Source organism: Nocardioides daedukensis (genome assembly GCF_013408415.1).
Taxonomy (GTDB): domain Bacteria; phylum Actinomycetota; class Actinomycetes; order Propionibacteriales; family Nocardioidaceae; genus Nocardioides; species Nocardioides daedukensis.
The window spans coordinates 2,748,000-2,771,547 of sequence record NZ_JACCAA010000001.1; the positions used below are offsets into that span (position 1 = coordinate 2,748,000).

22 protein-coding genes are annotated in these 23,548 nt (G+C 68.8%); 7 read left to right on the forward strand and 15 right to left on the reverse strand.

Annotation, left to right across the window (positions count from 1 at the left end; all coding sequences use genetic code 11):
- Positions 1–30: 30 nt before the first annotated feature.
- From BJ980_RS13565 to BJ980_RS19485, 3 genes are all read left to right on the forward strand, one after another.
- On the forward strand, positions 31–1,578 hold the full coding sequence (locus BJ980_RS13565; RefSeq protein ID WP_179502782.1) for a long-chain-fatty-acid--CoA ligase: 1,548 nt from the start codon (positions 31–33) through the stop codon (positions 1,576–1,578).
- Positions 1,579–1,643: 65 nt separating this feature from the next.
- Entirely contained in the window at positions 1,644–2,399 is a 756-nt protein-coding gene (locus tag BJ980_RS13570) for an SDR family NAD(P)-dependent oxidoreductase (protein ID WP_179502783.1), read from the forward strand.
- The gene (locus tag BJ980_RS19485; RefSeq protein ID WP_179502784.1) at positions 2,396–3,052 is read left to right on the forward strand and encodes a hotdog domain-containing protein; all 657 of its coding nucleotides are present in this window, start codon (positions 2,396–2,398) and stop codon (positions 3,050–3,052) included. Before BJ980_RS13570 ends, BJ980_RS19485 begins: the two co-directional genes overlap by 4 nt.
- Before the next feature lie 19 nt (positions 3,053–3,071).
- Here BJ980_RS19485 and BJ980_RS13580 read toward each other — a convergent pair whose 3' ends face one another.
- Genes BJ980_RS13580 through BJ980_RS13590 form a run of 3 tightly spaced genes read right to left on the reverse strand, consistent with a single transcriptional unit; the run spans position 3,072 to position 6,091 of the window.
- The gene (locus tag BJ980_RS13580) at positions 3,072–3,842 is read right to left on the reverse strand and encodes an SDR family NAD(P)-dependent oxidoreductase (RefSeq protein WP_179502785.1); all 771 of its coding nucleotides are present in this window, start codon (positions 3,840–3,842) and stop codon (positions 3,072–3,074) included.
- 11 nt (positions 3,843–3,853) lie between these two features.
- Entirely contained in the window at positions 3,854–5,059 is a 1,206-nt protein-coding gene (locus BJ980_RS13585) for an acyl-CoA dehydrogenase family protein (RefSeq protein ID WP_179502786.1), read from the reverse strand.
- A 9-nt stretch (positions 5,060–5,068) separates the two neighbouring features.
- Positions 5,069–6,091: a phosphotransferase family protein gene (locus BJ980_RS13590; RefSeq protein WP_179502787.1), complete on the reverse strand. Its 1,023-nt coding sequence runs from the start codon at positions 6,089–6,091 to the stop codon at positions 5,069–5,071.
- 136 nt (positions 6,092–6,227) lie between these two features.
- Between BJ980_RS13590 and BJ980_RS13595 the strand changes: the two genes are divergently transcribed.
- Positions 6,228–7,067, forward strand: coding sequence for a TetR/AcrR family transcriptional regulator (locus BJ980_RS13595; protein WP_179502788.1), 840 nt, complete (start codon positions 6,228–6,230; stop codon positions 7,065–7,067).
- A 179-nt stretch (positions 7,068–7,246) separates the two neighbouring features.
- Here the strand turns inward: BJ980_RS13595 and BJ980_RS13600 are convergent, their stop codons facing one another.
- The 6 genes from BJ980_RS13600 to BJ980_RS13625 all read right to left on the reverse strand — a co-directional run bounded on the left by BJ980_RS13600 (position 7,247) and on the right by BJ980_RS13625 (position 13,385).
- Positions 7,247–8,455 (reverse strand): glycosyltransferase family 61 protein, encoded by a 1,209-nt coding sequence (locus BJ980_RS13600; RefSeq protein WP_179502789.1) that lies wholly within the window; start codon positions 8,453–8,455, stop codon positions 7,247–7,249.
- A 7-nt stretch (positions 8,456–8,462) separates the two neighbouring features.
- Entirely contained in the window at positions 8,463–9,272 is an 810-nt protein-coding gene (locus tag BJ980_RS13605; protein ID WP_179502790.1) for an FkbM family methyltransferase, read from the reverse strand.
- Between the two features lie 106 nt (positions 9,273–9,378).
- Positions 9,379–9,873: a hypothetical protein gene (locus BJ980_RS13610; protein WP_179502791.1), complete on the reverse strand. Its 495-nt coding sequence runs from the start codon at positions 9,871–9,873 to the stop codon at positions 9,379–9,381.
- The gene (locus tag BJ980_RS13615; RefSeq protein WP_179502792.1) at positions 9,870–11,141 is read right to left on the reverse strand and encodes a winged helix-turn-helix transcriptional regulator; all 1,272 of its coding nucleotides are present in this window, start codon (positions 11,139–11,141) and stop codon (positions 9,870–9,872) included. Before BJ980_RS13615 ends, BJ980_RS13610 begins: the two co-directional genes overlap by 4 nt.
- Positions 11,142–11,184: 43 nt before the next feature.
- On the reverse strand, positions 11,185–11,946 hold the full coding sequence (locus BJ980_RS13620) for a hypothetical protein (RefSeq protein WP_179502793.1): 762 nt from the start codon (positions 11,944–11,946) through the stop codon (positions 11,185–11,187).
- Positions 11,943–13,385 carry a glycosyltransferase family 2 protein gene (locus BJ980_RS13625; RefSeq protein ID WP_179502794.1) on the reverse strand — a complete coding sequence of 481 codons (1,443 nt, stop codon included), beginning with the start codon at positions 13,383–13,385 and terminating at the stop codon, positions 11,943–11,945. The genes BJ980_RS13620 and BJ980_RS13625 overlap by 4 nt, the downstream gene beginning before the upstream one ends.
- A gap of 295 nt (positions 13,386–13,680) precedes the next feature.
- Here BJ980_RS13625 and BJ980_RS13630 point away from each other — a divergent pair, with 295 nt between their 5' ends.
- Positions 13,681–14,592, forward strand: a complete 912-nt coding sequence (locus BJ980_RS13630) for a sensor histidine kinase (RefSeq protein WP_179502795.1) — start codon at positions 13,681–13,683, stop codon at positions 14,590–14,592.
- 41 nt (positions 14,593–14,633) lie between these two features.
- Here the strand turns inward: BJ980_RS13630 and BJ980_RS13635 are convergent, their stop codons facing one another.
- The 6 genes from BJ980_RS13635 to BJ980_RS13660 all read right to left on the reverse strand — a co-directional run bounded on the left by BJ980_RS13635 (position 14,634) and on the right by BJ980_RS13660 (position 22,298).
- Positions 14,634–17,198: a LuxR C-terminal-related transcriptional regulator gene (locus BJ980_RS13635; RefSeq protein WP_179502796.1), complete on the reverse strand. Its 2,565-nt coding sequence runs from the start codon at positions 17,196–17,198 to the stop codon at positions 14,634–14,636.
- A 307-nt stretch (positions 17,199–17,505) separates the two neighbouring features.
- Positions 17,506–18,936 (reverse strand): O-antigen ligase family protein, encoded by a 1,431-nt coding sequence (locus BJ980_RS13640; protein ID WP_179502797.1) that lies wholly within the window; start codon positions 18,934–18,936, stop codon positions 17,506–17,508.
- Positions 18,937–18,939: 3 nt separating this feature from the next.
- The gene (locus BJ980_RS13645) at positions 18,940–20,328 is read right to left on the reverse strand and encodes a polysaccharide biosynthesis tyrosine autokinase (protein ID WP_179502798.1); all 1,389 of its coding nucleotides are present in this window, start codon (positions 20,326–20,328) and stop codon (positions 18,940–18,942) included.
- 70 nt (positions 20,329–20,398) lie between these two features.
- Entirely contained in the window at positions 20,399–20,848 is a 450-nt protein-coding gene (gene dtd, locus BJ980_RS13650; protein WP_179502799.1) for a D-aminoacyl-tRNA deacylase, read from the reverse strand.
- Positions 20,845–21,363, reverse strand: a complete 519-nt coding sequence (locus tag BJ980_RS13655; RefSeq protein ID WP_179502800.1) for a hypothetical protein — start codon at positions 21,361–21,363, stop codon at positions 20,845–20,847. Before BJ980_RS13655 ends, dtd begins: the two co-directional genes overlap by 4 nt.
- Before the next feature lie 95 nt (positions 21,364–21,458).
- The gene (locus BJ980_RS13660; protein ID WP_179502801.1) at positions 21,459–22,298 is read right to left on the reverse strand and encodes a beta-keto acid cleavage family enzyme; all 840 of its coding nucleotides are present in this window, start codon (positions 22,296–22,298) and stop codon (positions 21,459–21,461) included.
- 68 nt (positions 22,299–22,366) lie between these two features.
- Here BJ980_RS13660 and BJ980_RS13665 point away from each other — a divergent pair, with 68 nt between their 5' ends.
- Both BJ980_RS13665 and BJ980_RS13670 read left to right on the forward strand, forming a co-directional pair.
- On the forward strand, positions 22,367–22,933 hold the full coding sequence (locus tag BJ980_RS13665; RefSeq protein WP_179502802.1) for an arsenate reductase/protein-tyrosine-phosphatase family protein: 567 nt from the start codon (positions 22,367–22,369) through the stop codon (positions 22,931–22,933).
- Between the two features lie 167 nt (positions 22,934–23,100).
- Positions 23,101–23,514 carry a hypothetical protein gene (locus tag BJ980_RS13670; protein WP_179502803.1) on the forward strand — a complete coding sequence of 138 codons (414 nt, stop codon included), beginning with the start codon at positions 23,101–23,103 and terminating at the stop codon, positions 23,512–23,514.
- Positions 23,515–23,548 lie beyond the last annotated feature (34 nt).

Genomic DNA, 23,548 nt, shown 5'->3' on the forward strand with positions numbered 1-23,548 from the left:
CTCAGGCAAGACACCGCGAGGTTGTGCACGATGCAGATCACTCAGTCCCTCCACCAGGCCGTGCAGTCACGACCCGATCAGGTCGCCACGATCTTCGGCAGCCGCACCCGCACGGTCGCCGAGACCGCCGACCGAGTTGCCCGCATGGCCGGGGCCCTGCGTGAGCTCGGTGTCGTCGACGGCGAGCGGGTCGGCATCTATGCACTGAACAGCGATCGCTACCACGAGCTCCTCTATGCCGTGCCGTGGGCCGGCGGGGTGGTGAACCCGGTGAACAGCCGGTGGAGTGTGACCGAGGTGGCCTACTCCCTGGTGGACTGCGGCACCGACATCGTGCTCGTGGACGACGCGTTCGCCGGGACGGTCGACGAGCTCCGGGCCAAGGCGCCGAACCTGCGTGAGGTGATCTACTGCGGCGAGGGCGAGACGCCCGATGGCCTGCTGTCCTATGAGGACCTCGTCGCCGGCGCCGAGCTGCTCGAGGATGCTCGGCGCAGGGACGAGGACCTCTACGGCGTCTACTACACCGGTGGCACCACGGGCGCTCCCAAGGGCGTCATGCTCGATCACCGTGCGCTGCTCACCTCCGCGATGGGCTGCATGGTGACCACCGACATGCTGTCGCGCGGCGGCGTACTCCTTCACGCAGCGCCGATGTTCCACCTGGCAGACGGCGCTGCCTGGAACATCGCCAACCTCACCCACGCGGTTCACGTCATCGTGCCGTCCTTCACCGTGGCCGGCGTGGTGGACGCCATCGAGAAGCACGGCGTGACCGATGCGCTGCTCGTGCCCACCATGATTCAGGCGATCGTGGACTCCCCGGAGGCCGCGACCGCCGACCTCACGAGCATGCAGCGAGTGATGTACGGCGCCTCGCCCATCTCGGAGAGCGTCCTGAACCGTGCCCGGGCTACCTTCGCCAACGCGAGGTTCACCCAGGCATACGGCATGACCGAGCTCGCGCCGGTGGCCACACTGCTGACCGCCGACGACCACGACGTGTCGAGTCTCGCGCGCTCCGCTGGGCGAGCCGCCGCACACGCCGAGGTCCGCGTGGTCGGACCCGACGACCAGACCCTCCCGCGCGGCGAGGTGGGTGAGATCGTCTCGAGGGGCGACCACGTGATGCAGGGCTACTGGAACAAGCCCGACGAGACCGCGCAGGCCCTCGCGGGCGGATGGATGCACACCGGCGACGCGGGCTACATGGATGCCGACGGTTATCTCTTCGTGGTCGACCGGATCAAGGACATGGTCATCAGCGGCGGTGAGAACGTCTATTCCGTCGAGGTCGAGAACGCTCTGGTCAAGCACGACAGGATCATGCAGGCAGCAGTCGTCGGCGTTCCGGACGACACGTGGGGTGAGCGGGTGCATGCGTTCCTGATCCTCCGGGAAGGCGAGGACATCACCCTCGAGGAGGTTCGCGAGTGGTGCCGTCAACACATCGCGAACTACAAGCTGCCGCGAAGCATCGACGTCGTCGACTCCTTCCCCGTCTCCGGTGCCGGCAAGGTGCTCAAGCGTGAGTTGCGCAAAGAGTTCTGGGGCAACTCGGACCGCTCCATCAACTGACTCCCGGGATCCACGCGGGGCCGCTGCTGCCCACACCGCCACCACCATACGAACGAGGGACGGACATGCAACTCGCAGGAGCTTCAGCACTGGTGACCGGCGGCGCTTCCGGGCTGGGAGCGGCAACGACGCAGCGCCTTGCGGCGGCTGGCGCAACCGTGGTCGTCGCGGACCTGGTCAGCGCCTGGGAGCGCAGGACCACCGACTTCGGTGACGAGGTCCGGTTCGTTGCCACCGACGTGACCGCCGAGGACGAGGTCGTGGCCGCGGTGCGCGCAGCCGTCGAGCTGGGTGAGCTGCGGGCCGCGGTCGCGTGCGCCGGAATCGGCCACCAGGGCCGTCTCCTCGGGTCACGCGGACCCGTCGACGCTGCCACGGTGCGTCGGGTGATGGACGTCAACTTCGGCGGAACGGTCAGCCTGCTCGGGCATGCGGCTGACGCCATGCAGCACAACGAGCTGCGTGATGGGGAGCGCGGCGTAGTGGTGATGGTGGCCTCGGCAGCCGGGCTCGACAGCTCCTCGGTTGCCTATGGCGGCTCCAAGGCTGCCGTCGTTGGCGTGACCGCTGCGGCCGCCCGCGAACTCTCGAGCCGCGCGATCCGCGTGGTCACGGTCGCTCCGGGCATCTTCGAGACTCCGATGGTGGCCGGGATGAGCGAGTCCGCGGTGGCCAGCGTCGGGCGCCCCGCGCACCCTGACCGTCTGGGCCGTCCCGACGAGTTCGCCAGCTTCGTGGCACACATCGTGGAGAACGCGATGATCAATGGAGAGGTGGTTCGTCTCGATGCCGCACTCCGTGCTCCGGCGGTGATTCAGTGAGCACCGACCAGCAGACGGGGCACGCGACCGAGGCGGGAGCACCGTTCGACGGTCGGGCCGCGATCGAGGCACTGATGGTCGCGCCCGGTCCGCCCGCGCTCGGATCGGCCTACCAGGCGATGACCGAGGAGCTCCGCGGCTTCCTCGACGTGCTCGCCGGCGCGGCCATCGACACCGAGCACGCCGCACGCCTGCGGGCTCAGCTCGCGCAGATGACCTCAAGGCTGCGCGGTCTCGAGGTCGGTGAGCCGCAGCGCCTGTGGGGACACTGGACCGACAGGCCGGGACGAGGACAGGCGCTGATCCCGTCGTACGACGTGCCGAAGGGCTCCCTGGAGGCGAGCGCAACGGTCACCTTCGGACGGTTCCACGTCGGCGAGAACATGGCCGTCCACGGCGGTGCGATCTCCATGCTCTTCGACGACTTGCTGGGCTGGCTGCTCGCCCGCAGTGACCTGCCGCCGAGCCGAACCGCCTTCCTGACCACGAACTTCCGGGCCGTGACGCCGGTCGGCGTCGAGCTCACGGTGCACGCCCGGATCACTCACGTCGAGGGACGCAAGCGCTTCCTCGCTGCGGAGCTGAGGCACGGCGACACCGTCTGCGCCGACGCCGAGGGACTCTGGGTGGAGTTGCGACCCGGACAGCCCTGAGGCTGGACCTGACCTGCGGTCAGACCGTCGCGGACAGGCCACCGTCCACGATCAGGGAGCCTCCGGTCATGTACGACGATGCCGGCGAGGCCAGGAAGAGCAGCGCCGAGTCGAGCTCTTCCTGCTCGCCGAACCGGCCGAGGATGGAGTTGCTGATGACCAGGTCGCGCAACAGCTCTCCGCCTTCGGCGTTGGTCATCTCGCTGGCGAAATATCCCGGACACAACGCGTTGACGCGGATCCCGCGCCGGGCCGACCACTGCTGGGCCAGGTCACGCGTCAGGCCGAGCACCCCGGACTTGCTTGCCGCATAGTGCGCCTGGGGGAACCGTGAAGCCACATGGCCCAGGACGCTGGCGATGTTCACGATCGACGAACCCTCCGGCATGTGCGGGGCGCAGGCCCGAGCCATCCAGTAGGACCCGTTGAGGTTCACGTCGACCACCTGCGCGAAGACCTCCGGGGCCTCGCGCAGCGCGGATCCGGCGATGCCGACGCCGGCGTTGTTCACCAGCACGTCGATGCGTCCGAACTCGGCCGCGGCGGCGTCTGCCACGGCAGCGCAGTCCTGGGCGACCGAGACATCGGTGCGGTGGGTGAGCACCGTCGTACCCGCGAAGCGCAGCTCGTCCGCGAGGGCACTGAGCCGGTCCTCGCGCCGTGCGGCCAGCACCAGGGTGGCGCCGACGGCTGCAGTGGCGCGGGCGAAGCCGACGCCGAGGCCGGAGCTGGCGCCGGTGATGAGGACGACCTTGTCGTCGAGGCGGAACCGGTCGAGTGGGTTGGTCATGACTGCACCGCTCAGCCGACGTAGGGCGCAGTGCGCTTGAGTTCCTGGCGGGCAATGGTGCGGCGGTGTACGGCGTCGGGGCCGTCCACGATGCGCAGCACTCGCGCCCAGGCATAGAAGCCGGCCAGGACGGTGTCGTCGGAGACGCCCATCGCCCCGAAGATCTCGATCGCCCGGTCGATGACCGCCACCGCGACGGCGGGGGCAGAGACCTTGATCTGGGAGATCTCGGACTTCGCGCCCTTGGCGCCGTGCTGGTCGATCAGCCAGGCAGCCTTGTAGACCAGCAACCGGGCCTGGTCGATCTCGATCCGCGAGTTGGCGATCGCATCCTGCACGTTGGCGAACTCGGCGAGGGGCTGGCCGAAGGCGACCCGGTTCGAGGCCCGGTCGACCATCAGCGCGAGAGCGCGCTCGGCCATCCCGATGGCACGCATGGCGTGGTGGATCCGGCCGGGACCGAGACGGGCCTGGGCGATCATGAAGCCGTCGCCCTCACTGGCCAGCAGATTGCTCATCGGCACCCGGACGTCCTCGAAGAGGATCTGGGAGTGACCGTGCTGGTCCTGATAGCCGAAGACCGGCAGGTGCCGCTCGATGGTGACGCCCGGTGTGTCGCGAGGGACCAGCACCATCGACTGCTGCCGGTGGGTGGGGGCGTCGGGGTCGGTCTTGCCCATCACGATGAAGATCTCGCAGCGCTCGTCAGCGACGCCGGTGATCCACCACTTGCGTCCGTTGATGACGTAGTCGTCGCCGTCACGGGTGATCGAGGTGGTGATGTTGGTGGCGTCGGACGAGGCAACGTCGGGCTCGGTCATCGCGAACGCCGACCTGATCCGGCCCTCGAGCAGCGGCTCGAGCCAACGCTTGCGCTGCTCCTCGGTGGCGAAGAGCTCCAGCGTCTCCATGTTGCCCGTGTCGGGCGCCTGGCAGTTGATCGCCTCGGGCGCGATCACCGGCGACCAGCCCGAGATCTCGGCCACCGCGGCGTACTCCAGGTTGGAGAGGCCCGAGAGCTTGGGCAGGAAGAGGTTCCACAGGCCGCGGCGCCGGGCTTCGGCCTTGAGGTCCTCGAGCACGGCGGGCGTGGAGTGCTCGCCGTGCTCGGCGAGCTGCGCGGCCCAGACGGGTTCGGCGGGGAAGACATGCTCGCGCATGAACTCCCACATGTTCTCGGAGGCCTCCTGGGCCTTGGGTGAGAGAGCGAAGTCCATGGTGTCTCCTTAGATGTGGTCGAGTCCGGCCGTGGCCAGGCCGAGGATCTCGTCGTCGAGGTTGCCGAAGTCCTGGCCGCCCATGTCGCCAGCCGCGGAACGCGCTGCGACTCCCTGAGCGATGACGGCGAACTTGAAGTGGGCGAAGGCCTGGTAGTAGCCCATGTCGGAGAGGTCCGCGCCCGAGCTGGCGGCGTACCTCTCGAGCATCGCGTCGCGGTGCGGGAAGCCGGGCAGGTGCGTGATGCCGGGGATCAGGCTCAGCGGGCCGTCGGCGGCGCTGCGCCAGAACAGCATCAGCAGGCCGAGGTCGGTCAGTGGGTCGCCGAGGGTGGAGAGCTCCCAGTCGAGCACCGCGTTGATGCGGCCGGGATCGTCGGTTGCATAGACGACGTTGTCGGTGCGGTAGTCGCCGTGCACGATCGTGCTGCGCTCCTGGGCCGGCACGCCGTTGGTCAGGCGCCGCGCGAGCTCGTCGATCTCGGCGACCTCGTGGGTGCGGCTCGCCTCCCACTGACCGGTCCACCTCCGGACCTGGCGCTCCATGAACCCGGCGGGACGACCGTAGTCGCCCAGCCCGACGGCGTCCTGGTCGACGGCGTGCAGCGCGGCGAGGGTGTCCACGAAGGTGAACGCCATCTGCTCACGCTCCATGGGGGTCGTCGCATAGCCGGCGGGCAGCTCGCCCCGGATGATGTGCCCGGGCACCTTCTCCATGACATAGCAGGGGAGGCCGATCAGTTCGCCGTCGTCGTGGAGGACGATCGTGGCGACGGGTACGTCGGTGCCGAGCAGGCCCGACTGGACGCGCGCCTCGCGCCCCATGTCGTGGGCGCTGGGCAGGAGCTTGCCAGTGGGCGGGCGGCGCAGGATCAGCTCCCCGGCGGGGCTGGACAGGGTAAAGGTCAGGTTGGACTTGCCGCCGCTGATCATCTCGGCGGTGACCTCGCGCCAGGCGTCGTCCCCGGTCGCGTCGACCAGGGCGGGACCTAGCCTGTCGGGCCGGACCAGCTCTGCAACATCTCGTGCCATGTGCTCGCTCCCGTGGTTGTGTGCGCTCCTGTGCCAGTGATCGCGGCCGTGATCCCTGGTTCGTGCGGTGTTGAACGTGACCGAATGATCGTATGGGTTAGTTCAATCGAAGGGAAGGGGGGTTATGCTGTTTGCTATGACTGAACAGACCGGTGTTGCGTCTGTGGGCGCGGCCGTGCGCAGCGCTCGCAACGCCAGTGGTCTGTCGCTGCGGGCACTCGCCGCTGCCCTGGAGCTCAGCCCCGCGACGATGAGTGCGATCGAGAACGACCGGACCCCGCTCACGGTCGAGCGCCTGCAGCGGATCGCCGACGCGGTCGACGTACCCGTGGAGCGACTCGTGCGCGGTGAGATGACCCGGCCTGCGGCTGCGGCCGGGGCGGTGCGTCCGCCCGTCGAAACGGGGGAGTGGCGCCGCTATGACGACTCCCCGCTCAATCCGATCCTCGAGGCAGCGACCCGGTTGTTCGTCCGGCAGGGCTTCCACGCGACGAGCATGCGCGAGGTCGCCGCCGAGGCCGGGGTGAGCGTGGCCGGGATCTATCACCACTACCCGGCCAAGGAGCTGATCCTGGTCGCGTTGATGGACGTGACGATGTCGGAGATCCGCTGGCGCCTGTTCGCGGCGCGTGACGAGGCGACCGGCTCGCGTGAGGAATTCGCCGCGATGGTCGAGTCGCTGGCGCTCTTCCACGCCGTACGCCGCGACTTGGCCTTCCTGGGGGCCAGCGAGATGCGTGGCATCTCGGGTGACGAGCTCGTGCGGGTGACCGGCCTGCGTGACGAGGTGCAACACCTCCTCGACGAGCAGGCAGCGCTGGCCTTCCCCGGAATCGAGGTGCGTACGCCGTGCCGCGCTATCGCCACGATGTGCACCTCCCTGCCGTCGTGGTTCCGGGAGGAAGGTCCGCTCGCCGCGCAGGAGGTGGCCAAGCAGTACGCCACCTTTGCGCTCGCGATCCTCGACCGTTCCTAGTCGTCGACCCGGCACTTGTTGGCGTGCGGTCCCGCCGACCCGGCAGTTGTTGACGCAGGTTCTCGCCGAGCCGGCAGTTGTTGACGCCGGAAACCGTCAACAACTGCCGGGTCGGCGAAGGGGACGGTCAACAAGTGCCGGGTCGGGGAGGGGACCGTCAACAAGTGCCGGGTCGGCGATCAGGCGAGGACGTCTTCCAAGGCCACCCGGAACGCATCCATCGGCACCGTGATGTCGCCATAGACTGCGCGCATCGGCGCGCCCGCGGCCGGCGCGGGGCCGGACCCCACCAGATAGCGATAGCGCGAAGCACCCAGGTTCGAGGCGATCGCCCAGAAGCCAGGGTTCAGATAAGAGGGGTTGAAAAGCTCCAGAACCCGCACGTCCGGTGGCGCGAAGACCAGATTGGTCAACCCGGCCCCGTGCGGCGCGACCACGACGGACGCGGCGGCGAAGGTATCGATCTGCTGCTGCACCGACAACGCCCCGGGGTCGACGACCTCGAACCCCAGCGGCCTCAGCACGGCAAGGACCTCGGCCTCGTTGACCACGCGCCGCGAGTTCTTCGCCGAGCCGCGGGTGACGTAGAGCCGGGTCGGTCGCCCCGAGGCAGCAGAGACCGGGGGCAGGTTGCGCCGCAGCCACTCGGTCGTCCAGCGCGGTGCCAGGCACGCCTTGTTGGTGATGTTCGGGACCAGCAACCGCGAGGCGCGCACCGCCGAGTGCTTGCGCGGCGAGATCGTCTCGATCCCCGAGAGCCCCGCCAGATCGAGCAGTTGGCGCCCGAACCGGGGCTCGGTGTTCGCATAGAGATAGTCGGGTCGGAACCCCGGCATCGCCTCGGCGAGGATCCCCCACCTCGGCAGCAGATCCATCAGATAGTGGTAGTAGTTCACCCCGGTCGCGCGCGTCGCCAACGACACCAGCGAGCCGGGCACCGTGACCGGCTCGGGCAGCCGCGTGCGCAGATAGATCGGGTGCTCGCGCGGACCCTCGACATCGAAGTAGTGCGACGTCTCATGGTCCAGCACCCCCCGCGCGCTCAGGTGCGCCGAGTAGTTGCCGATCACCTGCCCGCCCGGCAGCTCCAGGACGAACCGTGGCGGGACGTCGTACGACGTGACTCCCCGCCACCACTCGAGTCCGGCGGGGGTGCCGAGTGGAGCCTCGCGCTCGAGGTGCTCGGCGGGCCCTGCCTCGTGCAGGACGGCGCCCGGCTCAGCGGCAGCGGTGGCCGCGGAGGTCGGATGGGCGTGGAGCGGTACGCCGCGCTCGCCCAACGCCGGTGAGATCGCCCGCGAGATTGCGCCGACCCTGCGAGTGGCGAAGCGGTGGCCGCGTTTGACCACGGGGAACAGCGGCTCGAGTGCGGGGGGCAGTCGAGGCATGGCCAGCTCAGTCGAGCGGCGTGCGCGAGAGCCAGGCCAGCCCGAGGTTCTTGTACGGGTCCGCCTCGCGGTCCTGCTCGACCAGCCCGGCGTCGGAGAACCAGTCGCGCAGCTCGGTCCAGTCGCGGCCCGGCAGGTCGTGATATTCCATCACCACTCGCTGCACCGACGCCCAGTCCGACGGCGAGGAGTTGAGGATCATGTCGTATTCCGCGCCCTCGATGTCCATCTTCACGACCTCGACCGGGCCCGCGGCCATGTCGAACGCGGCGGCGGCGGGCAGACACGGCACGGAGATGGTCTGCAGCCCGGCCTCGCCCAGGTGCAGCACGCCGTTGTGGCCGGACCCGTCCCCGTGCGAGGCCATCACCAACTCGCCCTCGTGGTCGGAGACGGCGATGTTGTGCGCGACGACGCGGTCGGACAGGCCGTTGCGGGCGATGTTCTTCTGGAGATAGGTGTAGGTGCCCGGCGTGGCCTCGAAGCAGACCACGCGACCGGTCGGGTGCACGCCGGCGAAGGCGAGCGCGAACGAGCCGATGTGCCCGCCCATGTCGACCGCGACCGGCGAGTCGGAGAGGCCGGCGGTCAGCCACGGGATCCGGTAGGCGTCCTCGACCAGCGCCTCATAGACCGGGAACCGGGCGCCGGGCACGTTGGGCGCGAGCACGTCGAAGCCCTTGAGTTTCAGCGAGATGTCTTCGGGGCTGCCGGTGACCCGCTTGCGCAGCAGGTCGACGAGGATCCGCGGACCGTTGTCGAAGCTGGTCACGGTCTGCTTGGTGCGCTTGGCGGCGTGGCCCACGCTACGGATCACTGGGGCTCCTTGGGGGATGAAATCGCTGCTCGACCCACCGGCCGGGATGCACGGTGGCGAGGTCTACGCAGTCAACGACCAGGCGCCCGAGAGGGTACGCCGAGACTCACCGCTGGTTCGCGGCCACCGCCCGTCGCTTGCACGACCGCGTCGCGTCGGTATAGCCGGGGTCGAGGCTCACGTCGGTCCCGGTCACGTGGATCTGACGTCCGGGAATCGCCCACATCGTGGTTCCGTGGACGATCACCTCGCAGGAACCCTCCCGCACTCCCGCGACCGGCTCTCCGTCCTGGTCCGAGCACCATTCGTAGTTCGCCGGCAGCTGTGCGCCGCCGATCCAGACCTGGGTGCACGGCGCCGCTGACTGGGCGACGAACTGCAGCTTGGACAGGCCGGTGGCGGGGGTGGCGACCGTGTTGGCCTGGGCGGCAGCCGGGGCCGCCGGGGCGGCCGCGGCCCCGTTCTGCTGTGCGGGCTGCTCGCTCGAGTCCGAGGAGGGCTGGCTGCAGCCGCCGACGGTGAGCAGCAGCGCCGCGGCGACGGCGCCGGCTGCTAGGAGCCGAGGAGTGCCACTGGGCACTGTCGCGCGGAGCGACCTCACCGCGACACCATCCGGTAGCCGACGTCGCGCACGGTCTCGATCCAGGTCGGGGAGTTCTCGGAGTCGCCCAGCTTGCTGCGCAGGCTACGGATCTGCGCGGCGACCTCACTGCGGTCCGCGGCAGTGACGAACCACGCCGTCACATAGCTCTGTCCGCGCATCGCCAGCACCAGGCTCGAGGTCGAGCGAACCTGGTTGCGGTGCTCCATCAACGTGGCCAGCAACGCGAACTCGCGCTCGGTCAGGTCGATCTGGCGCTCGTGGAGGAACACCTGGCCGGTGGTTCGGTCGACGGTGAGCCCACCGTGCCGCATCACTGCGAACTCGTCGGACATGGCCTCGTCGATCCCGGCGGGTTCGGCATAGCCGTTGACCTGGCCGTATGACGAGGAGGCCGGGGCGAGTGCGCGGGCGCGGGCCGGGTCCTGGGCGCGGGATGCTCGCTCGATGAATGACGGCTCGACCGGAGCCGGGCGCCGCGACGACGCAGCCGCCCTCGACGGCGCCGAGGGCATCGAGCGCGCAGCAGGTGCAGCGGGCACCGGCGGCATCGACGGCACCGACGGCACCGCACGCGCAGCGGGGGCAGCGGGGGCAGCCGGGGCAGCGGGGGCCGCGGGAGCAGAGTGAGCAACGGAGGCAGAGGACGCCGAGGACATCGAGGAAACCAGGGGCGAGCGGAGCGGCTGCCCCGGCCGCCAGGGCGGAGTGGAATTCGGCAACCGGGGACCGGGAACGCGCGCACCCTCGGCCCCGATCGCCTCGGCCTGCGGCGCGGAGTCGGCCAGCTCTCCAACCGCGGCAGCATCGGTCGCCGAAGCGGACGCGGTCTCCTGCGACGCGGCACCGACAGGGGCAGAGACGGAGCCGGCTGACGCTCCGAGGCGTGTGCGACGGGTTCCGGCTTCGATCCTCGCCCTCAGCTCCCGCACCCGGAACGGCTTGAAGACATAGTCGTCGGCGCCGGCGGCGAACCCCTCGATCACGTCGATCTCCTCGGCGCGCCCGCTGACGATGACCAGGAAGGTGTCGCTGGTCTCCCTGATCGCACGGGTGGCGGTGAAGCCGTCCATGCCGGGCATGGAGACGTCCATCAGGGTCAGCGCCGGATCGAAGGTCCGGACAGCCTCGATACCGTCCCGGGCGGTCTCGACGGGCACCACCGTGTAGCCGGAGAGCACGAGGATGTCCTCGAGCAGTGCCCTGATGTCGGCGTCGTCGTCGATCACGACGGCCACCTTCTCCTCGTGCAGGTCCTCGCGGTTCATCGCGCCTGTCCCTCTCGTTGTGATTTCGTCGTCATGGGCGCCCTCACGTTGCGTTGTAGGGCACGGGTTGTGGCCGCGTGGCGACCTCGGACTTGAAGATCGAGATCGGCACGGTCTGCACGACCTGCTGGGTCTCGAACCTGCCGGTGCGGGCGCCGGTCTCGATGTGCACGGTCGCGGTGAAGGTCAACGTGACGCCCTCCGTGTCCGCGGCCATGGTTCCGATCCGCTGGTTGCGCAGCTCGAAGGCGCCCTTGGGGGAGGTGATCAACATGCCGTAGCGCCGCGACTGAACGGCTTCGGGGTCGAAGGTCACGTCACGTGCCTTTTCCCGCAGGTTGTACGGCGACTCGGTGGTGCCGCTGGCCGAGGTGGTGACCGAGGTGATCGCGACGTCGTCGAGATAGATCCGTCGCTTGGTGGCGAACTTGTCCCTGAGTCGTCGCCGCGTGTCATAGCCGGTGAAGGTGAAGGAGAAGAACTTGTCGCCTTGGGGATACCACTCCTGCATCCGTGGGGTGGTCTTCGCGGACCAGATGGTGAAGACGAAGTCGACCTCGTCGATCGGGATGTGCGACTGGAAGGTCCCGTCGCGGGAGAACTCCGAGTTGAACGGCACGTCGGTGTCGGCCGGGGCGGCCAGCGGAGCGGCCTCGGCGGGGGTGCCGGAGCCACCGAGGGAGTCCTCGATGGCACCACACCCGCCGGTCACGACGAGGGCTGCAGCGAGCAGGACCACCCGAAGACGGGGCGAGCGTGGACGGAAGCCGGGCAGGTGGGGACGGCGTACGGTCATCTTCTTCACACCTTGAATCCGCGGTAGCGGCGCACGCACTTGAGGAAGAGCCATGCGCTCTGGAGAATCGTGACGATGGCGAGCACCGTCCAGTTGACGTAGAGGAACTGGGGCTGCACACCTTCGGGCAGCTGGAGGAAGACGATCACCATCGTGGCGATCAGCACCAGGGCGGCGCCGAACGGAGCGAGGAACGCGGACTTGCCCTGGCCGCTCTCGGCTCGTGCCTGCGCGGCCCAGTTGTCGTTCTCGCTGGTGAAGGCGAACTTGGTCCAGGCCCTCACGAAGTGCCCCATCCGGGTCCAGATGTAGGCCTCGGAGGGCAACCACAGCAGGGCGAACAGGGTGTCGCGCGGCCCGCGGTCGGTCATCGAGCGGGCCACCCGCAGGTTGAGTGCGGTCGAGATGAGCGGCGGGACCAGCCAGAGCGGGTTGAAGACCCAGGCACTGATCAGCAACGAGCAGATGACCAGCGAGACGAACGTCAGTCGGGTGTACATGTTGAGCACCATCGACATCATCTCGAACCAGCGCAGGCGCAGGTTCGGGTGGAACGGCTGTCCCTTGGTGTCCCCACGCTGGCCGGGCCACATCAGGTCGATGGCGCCAGCGTTCCACTTGACCTGCTGGGCGTCGAGGGCGGCGAAGGTGGGCATCCCGCCGACGTTGGCCCGGGCCGTGGCGCTGATCTTGGTGAGATAGCCGGCGCTGCGAATCTGCAACGACAGCAGGGAATCCTCGATCTCGCTGTCGCGCACCCAGGGCGTTCCCTGGTGGTTGTCGACGGTGACTTCATAGAGCGAGGTCATCCGGAAGATGGAGAACTGGCCGCCGAGCACGGCCATCTGGCGCCCGCGCAGCAGGTTCTGCATGTTGAACGTGGCGAACTGCTGCCGCTGGCCGGCGATCAGGAACTTCGAGGTCCAGCTGGTCAGGTCGGTGTCGTCGATCGAGTAGATCGCCGAGATCCCGCCGATCCGCCGATCGCTCTCGATCTCCTCCAGCAGGTGCTCGACCGCGTCGGGTTCTGCGGTCGTGTCACCGTCGACGCCGAGGAAGTAGTCCATGCCCCGGACCATCTCGAAGCCGTAGTTGAGCGCACCGACCTTCTTGTCGGGGTTCTCGCCGATGTCGTGGACGAAGACCTCGGTCTCGTGCACGCGGCCATTGATCTCGCGCAGGTGCGGGCCGGCGAAGTGCGAGGCCACCTCCACGGTGTGGTCGGTGGTGTTGTTCACGACCACGTGTACGACGTCGGGCACGACCGTCTGTCCGAGCAGGGAGTCGAGGACGGCGCCGATCGTCTCGCCCTCGTTGTATGCCGGGATGACGCAGCCGATGGTGGCGCGTGTGGTCTCGACCTCGATCTGCGGCATGACCACGGGCTCGGTGCGCAGGTAGTAACCCTGGGCAAGGGTGCTCCCGCGGCGAGTGGATTGTTCAGCCATCAGTCCCAGCTCTCGGTGTTGTGTGGTGTGGCATCTGCTGCCGGAACCTCACCCGAGAACGTCGCTGCAACAAGCACAATCCTGACATCGCAGGTGGCGTCATCGCGGCGACTTCACCCGCGATCACCCGCCGGTTCACCCGCTCGTGAGTGCAGTCACACGGGGGTGAATCGTGGGTGAGGCCGGGCGATTCCTCGGGCGCTGCGCCCTGCCACGGCTAGCGTTTTCTGCATGGCCTGGTCTCGGGGTCGCGGGGGAACCCCGAGAACACGCAGGGCCGGGGACTGGGGGAACGATGATGGACGCAAGTGGGTGGGGCCTTCTCGTGGTGGCAGGTGCGCTGGTCGCGATCGTGGGGATCGCACGAGCGTCGTACGTCGCGGGGCGTGCAGGCAGCGGTGGGGCGATGGACAAGCCACGCAGTGGTGTCTGCGTCGTCAGTGATCCCGTCAGGGATTTGGGCATCGAGGACGTGGTGGCCAAGCTGTGCCACGAGCTGCGCACCCCGTTGGGAAGCGTGCTCGGGAACATCGACCTGGCGCTGACCGGCACGACCATCGATGCTCATGCGCGCACTCGTCTGGTCACCGCGCAGCGCAACGCCCAGCGCCTCAAGACGATGCTGGAGCAGAGCGGCGTCACGGCCGGGGCCCCGGCGGAAGACCTCGCGGAGTGCGATCTGTGCGACATCGTCGACGAACGCCTGGCGGCCTTCGAGGTCGGGTTCAGCGCCCGCTCGTTGGCGCTCAGCGTGGAGGCGTCCGAGATCGAGCTGCTGGTCAACGGCGCCGAGCTGCAGCTGGGCCAGGCGGTCGACATCGTGTTGAGCAACGCCCTGAAGTACACCGATGACCATGGCTGGATCGACGTCGGTCTGCACCGGGACGACACGGGATTCGTGGTCCTGACGTGCATCAACTCGGGCCAGACATTCGAGGACGCAGAGGTGGAGCAGGTCTTCGAGTCGGGTCACCGCACCACGGCGGCGGTGGATTCCGGCATGCCCGGGCAGGGACTTGGCCTGGGCATCGCCCGCAAGATCGTCGAGGGGCACGGCGGCACCCTGCAGCTGACCGCGTGGCCGGACCGCGGCGTCACCAGCGTGCAGATGCGACTGCCGGCACTGGACGTGAGCGACAGGGTGGCTGCGCTGCACGGCACCGACGCCGCAGACTCGGTGGCGGCCGGGGGCCTGGGAGTCTCCTGACGAGCGGCGTGGGCACCAGTCAGGCCTAGCGACGACGGTCGTCAGCTGGGCGACCGGCTCTCGACACCAGGGACCAACCGGAGCTCGACGATCCGGTCGATCGCCTCCCTGCGGTTGGTCACACCCAGCTTGCGATAGATGCTGCGCATCTGCGTCTTGATGGTGTTCTCCGAGACGAAGAGCGCCTTGGCGATCTGGTGCCGGTTGGTGTGGGTGAGCAGGGCCTCTGCCACCGCCTGCTCGCGCTCGGTGAGCCGCGCCACCCGGGAGGTCACGAAGCGCGGAGAGGGAATGGTCTTGCCGTGGAAGGCGGTCCAGCTGACCAGGCCGAGCCGGCGGCCCTCCTCGATGAGGCCGTCCAGGTCGTGCGCGGGCAGGTAGAGCAACGGCAGCTGGAGTCCGTGCTGGTGGTAGGCGTGGTCCAGGTTGCGCAGCAGGACCTCGGCCTGCTCGCGGTCCTGCTCACGCAGGGCCGCAGCGGCGGCGACCGTCTTCAGTGCGGTCAGCGAGCGCAGGGTGTGCCCCTCGGCCTCGCGGAGCTCGGGAAGCCGCTCGAGGGCTGTCCGGCTGTCACCGGTCAGCACCAGCGCGAGCAGGGTGGCCGGCGCGACCTGGCCCGGGAAGGGCGTCGGCAACGCGAACAGCTCGCGCACCAGGGTGTGGTCACCTCCGGACAGCAGGCCGATTGCGAGCACGTTGATCAACACCGCATCCGCCCAGCTCTGCGCATGCTCCGCTGGCCGGCAGAGGAGCTTCGTCTCCTCGAGGATGCGGGTGGCTTCGGCCCGACCGTTGCCCCCGGCGAGGGCAGCGTGCATCAGGATCCAGTCGTGGAACGGCCGCAGCTCTCCGGCGAGGGCCGTCGGGATCTCCTTCACGGCGGCGCGCGCGCTGACGAAGTCGAAGGACTCGATGTCGAGGGTGACGTGTCCGCTGCTGCGCAGCTCCATCAGGAACGGGGTGTCGTCCTGGTCCAGCTCGGGAGGGCGTGCCGGGTTCCGCTTGGCCAGTTCGCGTGCCTGGGCAACCCGTCCGCTGATCGCGTCCAGAGCGACCATGCCGACCATCAGGTCGGACCTCGCCTGCGCCCCCGAGGTGACCGACATCGCCCAGGCGATCGTGGCCTGGACCGCGTCGAAGTCCCCGGCCTGGGCCAGCGTGAAGAGGAGCTGGCGCAACAGCATCAGGGTCAGCACCGAGTTGCCGGAACGGGCGTCGTCGGGGGCCGTACGCATCAACGTCACCGCATGGTGGGCGGCACGACCGGCCTCCGGATAACGCTTGAGCAGTCGGAGCGCGATCGTTGCCATGGACAGCTCGACGAGCTCTGCTTCCGTCATCCGCTCCGGCAGCTCACGGGTGGCGGGAGCGGCCGCCCGGCTGAGGAACGCGGGCGCGGCCTCGGCCAGGCTCGGATCACTGATCAGGGCGATGCCCCTGGCGAAGGCGAGCACAGGCTGGGCGACGCTGACCTCCGGCGGGATCGCGGAGAGCACGTCGTGCAGGTCCTCACCCGTGCACAGACCAGGATCGGTGGCGAGGAGCCAGCCGTACGCCGCAGCGGCCTCGTCGTACAGCTCGAGCTCGAGGGCCAGGGTGAATGCGCTGGCGGGGTCGTGCGAGCGGAGCCAGGTGACCGTCGGCGCGCCGACCCGCTGGAGGGAGGCCTCGCCCAGCTCGGCGAGTGTGCGCTGGCGGATCGACTGGCGCAGGGTCTCGACATAGGCGAAGGTCCGGGAGCCGTCGGGAAGCACGTGGCTCTGGCCGAACCCGTGCCACTCCAGGTCGTCGAGGACCTGGCCGACCTCTTCGACGGTGAGGGCGGTGATCGATTCCGCGAGGGTGGAGTCGAAGAACGGGGGCAGGCAGGTCAGTGCGACGAAGGCCGGGTCGGTGAGCTTCCACAGCTCGGTCTCCAGGCTGACCGCGACCATCCGATGGCGCACCTCCTTGGTGGTCGCCGCGGGCCAGGGCCGACCTGCCAGGGCGCTCGCTGCCTGCACGGCCAGCGGATAGCCGCCGGTCTCGGCATGCAGTCGCTCGGCCGCCTCGTCCCCACCGACCGCGAGCCGGGTCTCCTCGAGGGTGTAGGCGAGCTGAGCGGGGGAGATCTCGGTGATCACGCCGCTCAGCAGTGCCCGGTCGCTGGTGAACTGGGTGGAGGAGCGGGTGGTGACCGCGATCCGCAGTCGCGGGTGGGAGACGGCGAGCTCGACCAGTTGCTCGTCGAGCACCTCGTGGTCGGGTCGGGTGGCCTGGTAGCCGTCGATCGCGAGCACGCAGTTGCGGCCTGCGGTCAGCCGTGCGGCGAGGCTCTGCAGGTCGAGCAGGCCTGCGGCGGCTGCGTTGCTCATCGCGTTGGCGTTGTGCGCGGGCAGGATGCCGGCCTGCTGGGCGGCGGCGATCGCCTCGATCCAGAACTCGCCCGCCGGGACCGGGTCGGGTCCGAAGGAGACCCAGACGACGTGGTGCGACTCGTCGAGCGAGGCGACCCACTCGCGCAGGAGCCCTGACTTGCCGAAGCCCGACGGTCCGCGCAGGATGAGCAGCGGTGCGGCCGTGTCGATGGCGCGCAGCAAGCGGTCTCGCCAGCTCACACTCAACATGTCCCCACAGCATCCCCCCGTGCGGCGCCCCCTCCGGCACCGTGCTCGGCCGTCCGCTTGGTCCGGCAGTCACCAGTGTGCCGCGAAGTTGCCGGGCGCCGTTGGAGAGTGGGCAAATTGGGCGCATCGAGCGGAACCTTGCCCACGGAGAGTCCGCGCGGTGTGCCGGCGGCGGGGCCGGTGGGTGCGCAGCGGGTCACGGGGTGCTCCGGGGTGTGGGGGAGTGCCCGAGAAGCGAGGATTCGCTTCCACATCATGCCGGATGGCAACAAGCGAGCCGGTGTCCGCGATGGCGGTCGACGGGTGATTAGCGGGTGAAGTGCGCCGCGGGGCCGGGTGAGAGCAGGTTCGGCGCCAGCGGTACGTCGTCTGTCCCACGTCGGTCTCGACCTGACGGGTCGACGCCGCTGCAGTTGTCGCCCGGCCCCTCCGTCGCATCCGATCCACCGGGCCCGTCCCTCTCGACGGTGCGCGCGGCCGCCGTACTCACCGCGACGGCGAAGGCCAACGCCAGCGGCGCCCAGATGAACCGGTCCCAGATCACCGAGGTCAGTCCGGCCAGCCCGGCATAGGCGATGACGGGATAGGCGATCCGGTGCAGCGGGCGCGGCACGGTCAGCAGCACCAGGCACCCGGCCAGGATGATCAGTACGAAGCCGATCGCGCCGACGATCCCCATCGAATAGGCCACCTGCAGCCAGACGTTGTGTCCCAGCACGGCCTCCTCGAAGCCGGACCCCAGCAGGGGCCGCTCGAGGAACTCGTTCCAGTAGTGCTCCAGCAGGTCGGCACGCGCGGAGTCCGAGGCGCCCGCAGAGCCGCCGCCGAGCAGTCGTGCGATCGCCGAGTCACCCGACTTGGACATGAAGTTGTCCGCGACCAGCAGCCCGACGGCACCGCCCAGCCCGAGCCAGAGCCCGCCGCGGAACGAGCGCTCCACGACCGGCCACATCAACACCACCATCACGGTCACCACCAGCGCGGCACGCGAGCCGCTGAACCACACGGTGGCGGCGTTGACAGCGGCGACGCCGAGCCAGAACCAGTGCCACTTCGCGTCGATGCGCGACCAGATGAACGGGATCAGCGCGAGCCCGATCATCCCGGTGATCCCCAGGACGTTGGGGTGCTCGGTCATCCCGATGAACCGCGCGCCGGGCCGCTCGCCGGTCTTGATCACGCCATAGCCGATCGAGGCAACGACCCCGAGCGAATAGGCCATCGCCAGGTGGCCGATCACCTGAATCCGGGGACGCCAGAGCATGAAGACCAGCGGCAGGATGATCACGCCGGCGAGATAGCGCGCATACATGTTGAACGACGCCAGGATGTCGCCGGCCAGCAGCGAGGCGAGGGTTCCCATCACCAGGGAGATCAGCACGCCGACGACCCAGACCAGCGGCAGGCGCAGCGACGTACGCCCCAGGATCATGATCGGCAGCAGCAGCCCGAAGCCCATCGCGAAGAGCACGTCGGAGAAGGTCACGAACGAGGCCATCGGCAGGACGACGCCGCTCCACGGGGCACAGAAGAAGCCGAGCACGACCAGATAGCGGCCGCCGCGTTCGAGCCCGAAATAGGCGACATAGAGCACGAACCCGGCCGCCGCGACAGCCAGGATCGCCAACGCCAGACCCTCGCGGGCGACGAAGATCAGCGCGGTGGTGAGCAGCCCCATCAGCAGCCACGGAGCGACCGCGGCGAAGGCCCGGCCGACCCTGAGGTCAGGGATGTTCACCGCTCAGTCCTTGTCACGGGCCTTCTGCAGCTTTAGGTCGATCAGTTGCTCGTCGTCGTAGTAATAATATTGATAGCCGCCGGCGTCCCGCTTGGGCACCATGTTGGTCACGACGCCGAACAGGCGCGCGCCCACGGAGTCGAGCCGGTCGGCGGCCGCGGTGAGTTCCTCGGTCGTGGTCTTGCCGTGGCGCATCACCAGCAGCGCGCCGTCGGCGCTGTGGGCGAGGATCGCGGCGTCGGCGACCGGCAGCAGCGGCGGAGCGTCGATGATGACGATGTCGAACATGTCGCGCAGCCCGCGAACCAGGTCGCGGGTGGCGGCCGCCTGCAGCACCTCGGTCGGGTTCGGCGGGATCGGACCACCGGCCAGGAACGAGAGCCCGGTGGGCTTGTGGGTCTGGATCGACTCGGCCAGCGTGGACTTCCCGACCAGCACGGTGGTCAGCCCGACCTTGGCTTCGAGGTCGAGCAGGTCCGCGACGCGCGGGCGGCGCAGGTCTCCGTCGACGAGCAGCACCCGGCGGCCGGCCTGGGCCAGCGCGATCGCCAGGTTGGTCGAGGTGCTGGTCTTGCCCTCGGCGGGCATCGGCGAGGTGATCACCAGCGACTTCGGCTGGGAGTCCAGGTCGAGATATTGCAGGTTGGTGCGCAGCAGCCGGAACGCCTCGGAGCGTGGGGAGAAGCCTTGTACGTCGCTGAGCAGCGGCGTCTTGGTGACCGTGCGGTCGAAGGCGACGCTGGCCATGATCGGCGCCCCGGCGACCTTCTCGATGTCGGCGGGGTTCTTCAGGGTGTGGTCGAGCAGGTCGCGGATCAAGGCCAGCGCGAGACCCAGGATCAGGCCGATCGCGGCCGCGGCGGCGAAGTTGATCACGGTCTTCGGGCTGACCGCATCCGCGTTGTAGGAGGCGGAGTTGGTGATCGTCGTCGTCATCTGCGAGCGGTTCTGCCCGCGTGGCGTCTCGATCTCCTCGATGTATTGCGCGAGAACCTCCGACTCGGCGCGGGCGATCCGCTGTGCCTCGGCCGGGTCTTCGTCGAGGGCCTTGACGGTCAGGATCACCGAGGTGGCCTCGGCCTCCGCGGAGACCTTGCCTTCGAGCTGGTCGGGTGAGAGCGGCGGGTCGAGCTTCTGCGAGACCCGGTCGAGCACTTCCTGGTGCGTGGCCAGGTTGGCATAGGAGCTGATCTTGTAGAGCACGCCCGTCGTCGCCGAGGTGTTCTCGGCAAGCGTCTGGGCGTCGCTCGAGATGAAGATCTCGGCCTTCGACTCATACTTCGGCGTCATCAGCAGTGTCACTGCGGTCGCCACAGCCATCGCGACGAGGAACATTGCAACGATCGTGATCCTGCGCCTACGCAGGATCTTGGCCAGTTCTTTGAGTTCCACGCCATGCCTTTGAACGATGGGGTGCCGGGAAGGCGATTGCCTCCCGCTCAACGAACTCTAGTGGCTGGGGTTATCCATTCCGGGGGGTTTCACGCGGTGACTCGACCACCAGTGTCACCGGCCCGTCGTTCACCAGGGCCACAGCCATGTCCGCCCCGAAGACGCCTCGCTCCACGCGCGAGCCGAGCGCGACCAGCTCGTCACAGAACGCCTGATAGAGCGGTTCGCTCACCGGGCCCGGTGCTGCGGCCGCCCAGGTGGGTCGGCGTCCCTTGCGCGCATCGCCATACAGCGTGAACTGGCTGATCACCAGGATCGGCGCATCCACGTCGGCTGCTGACTTCTCCTCGCGCAGGATGCGTACGTCGCGCACCTTGCGTGCCAGCCACGCCACGTCGGCCGGGCCGTCGTCGTGGGTGACCCCGAGCAGCACCACGAGACCCGGCGCGTCCAGCTCTCCGGTCACCGTGCCGTCCACGCTGACCGACGCGGACGTGGCGCGCTGGATGACTGCCCTCATCGCAGGGAGCCCAACGCGGTGCGCACGACCGGCCTGACACCGGCTGGCACGTTGGACTTCGGTGGATAGGAGGACAACGGGACGAACCCGAGCTCCTGGACGACCTGGGAGACGTTCGCCAGCAACCCCTCGACCTGCTCGAGGCTCCGGTTGGTCTGTGCGACCAGGTCGGTCACTACGTCTCGGCGGCGCACGGACGACCCGCCGTGCTCGGCCTGGAGCAACGCCAGATAGCCCTCGACGATCACGGTGATCTCATCGTCGTCCCAGGTACGTCGTCTCGCGGGCGGTGGCGGTGTCGTGTCGGTGAGCGACCACTCACCGTCGGCGAGCGCGAGGGTCCCCGCGGAGATCATCGCCGCGGCGGCGGTCTGCAGGTCGAGCTGCCAGGTGTAGAGCAGGTCTCCGCTGGCGCGGATCTCCTGCTCGTGCTGTGCCCAGATCGACTTTGCGACGGCGAGGGGTGAGGCGCTCGGCCCGATGACCCCCAGGGCTTCGGCAATCCAGGTTGTCATCTGTCGGTGCGGCACCCGACCACCCTGTCATCTGCGTCAGGTCGGCGACGGCAGAGCCCCGCAGAGTGTGAATTCACGACGGGTCGGCGAACAAGTCAGTTGGCGACGGCTCGGCGGATGCCGAGGAAGGAACGGGCCTCGTCGGGCGTCATCAACGACCGCTGGGCAAGCGTCCCCATCTCTGCCGCGCGCGAGACGAGCTGGGCATTCGAGGACACCGGAACGCCTCGCGACAGGGTCAGCACGTCCTCCATCCCGACTCGCAGGTGCCCACCCTTGGACAGTGCGGCCAGCCCGACGGCAAGTGTCGAGCGGCCGATCCCGGTCGCGCCCCACGAGGTGACTTCGGGCGGCAGCGCGGCGACGGCGGCGACCAGGGCGTCGGCAGTCCCCGGCATCCCGCCGGGCACCCCCATCACCAGGTCGACGTGCACGCGTCCGCCGAACGGCAGGCCGTGACGCGAGAGCAAGCGCGACAGTGAAGCGACGTGGCCGAGGTCGAACAGCTCGAACTCGGGCACCACCTCCCGCTCCTGGGAGAGCTGATAGAGGTCGCACACGAACGGCCACGGGTTCAGGAACACGTCGTCGCCGAAGTTCGTGGTGCCCATCGTCAGCGAGCACGAGTCCGGCTCCGCGTCCAGCACCTTCAGCCGCTCCGAGAGCGGGTCGTGCACCGAGCCGCCCGTCGAGAGCTGGACGACAAGTGAGGTCGAGGCGCGCAGTGCGGCGACGGTCTCCTTCAACTGGCCCAGATCCAGCGTCGGCGCGTGCGAGTGGTCGCGCACGTGCACGTGGATCATCGCCGCGCCGGCGGCTTCACATTCGACGGCCGTGGCCACGAGCTCCTCGAGGGTGGTGGGGAGCTGCGGGCAGTCGGCCTTGCTGGTCTCTGCTCCGGTGGGAGCCACGGTGATGAGCAACGGTTCGGACATGGCGTCACTCAACCAGATCGCCGGGGCACGTGGGTGGAGCCCACCACCGGCTCATTAGGGTTGGCCGGGTGCCCTCCGTCCTCTTCGTCTGCATCGGCAACGTCTGCCGCTCCCCACTGGGTGAGCGGCTGCTGCGCCTGCGCCTGGCCGAAGAAGGAGCAGGCGATGCGTACGACGTCTCGAGCGCCGGTGTCCGGGCCCTGAAGGGGCGCAGCATGCACCCGGAGTCGGTGCGCACCCTTGAGGAGCGCGGTGGCAGCCCCGAGGGGTTCGTCGCCCGGCAGATCACCGGCAAGATCGCCGACGAGGCCGACCTGATCCTCGCCGCGACCCGCGACGTGCGCTCCAGACTTCTTGAGGAGTCGCCGCGTGCCCTGCGCCGGACCTTCACCCTCACCGAGTTCGTCGCCCTGGCCGAGGCGGATCTGGCCGAGGGCAAGCGTCGCGCCGGAGGAGCCGCTGCGATCATCGAGCGCTGTGGGCAGGCCCGGGGCTCGCTCCAGCCCGAGCTCTATGACATCGAGGACCCGATCGGCAGATCTGCCGCGACGTTCGATCGGGTGGCCTCCGTGATCGACGAACAGACAGCGCGACTCGCCAAGATCCTGGCCCGCGAGAGCCTGATCTCAGGCTGATCGGGACCGAAATGATCAACATGGGCCATTGTGCAGATGAACACTTCGGGTCATCCATGCTCAAATCCCGATGACGGGGTGCGCTGCACCCCTGTCTTCGGCTAGGGTCACCTCGACAGCCCGTTACGGGGGGCATGGCGTCCCACACACTTAGCTCGGAGTTATCCATGAAGAAGATTCTTGCTGGCACGTCCGCCGGCGTCCTGATGGCTGGTGGCCTTCTCGTCGCCACCGCCTCGGCTCCGGCCCAGGCCGACCCCTATGGACCCACGCTCTACACGTTCTGCGACATCAGCGGCGTCAGCACCAGCGCCGGCCAGAAGGTCGTCTTCAAGCTGCGCGTGAGCTCCAACTCGGTCAGCGGCTGGTCGCCGTCGATGACCGTCAGCATCATCCACCGCAACGGTCGCGGCAACGCGATCGACAGCCACACCTCGTCGACCGCCGGCTCCGGCACCAAGACGATCTCCTACAAGGCGAAGTACCGCGGCCCGCAGACCATCTCGGTCATCGCGCAGCCGAAGGCCGGATCGGCCTACCAGGGCTGCACCGCCCGCTTCAGCCTCCGCGTCGCGAAGTGACGTCGGTCTGACCACAACACGTCCAGTCCACTGC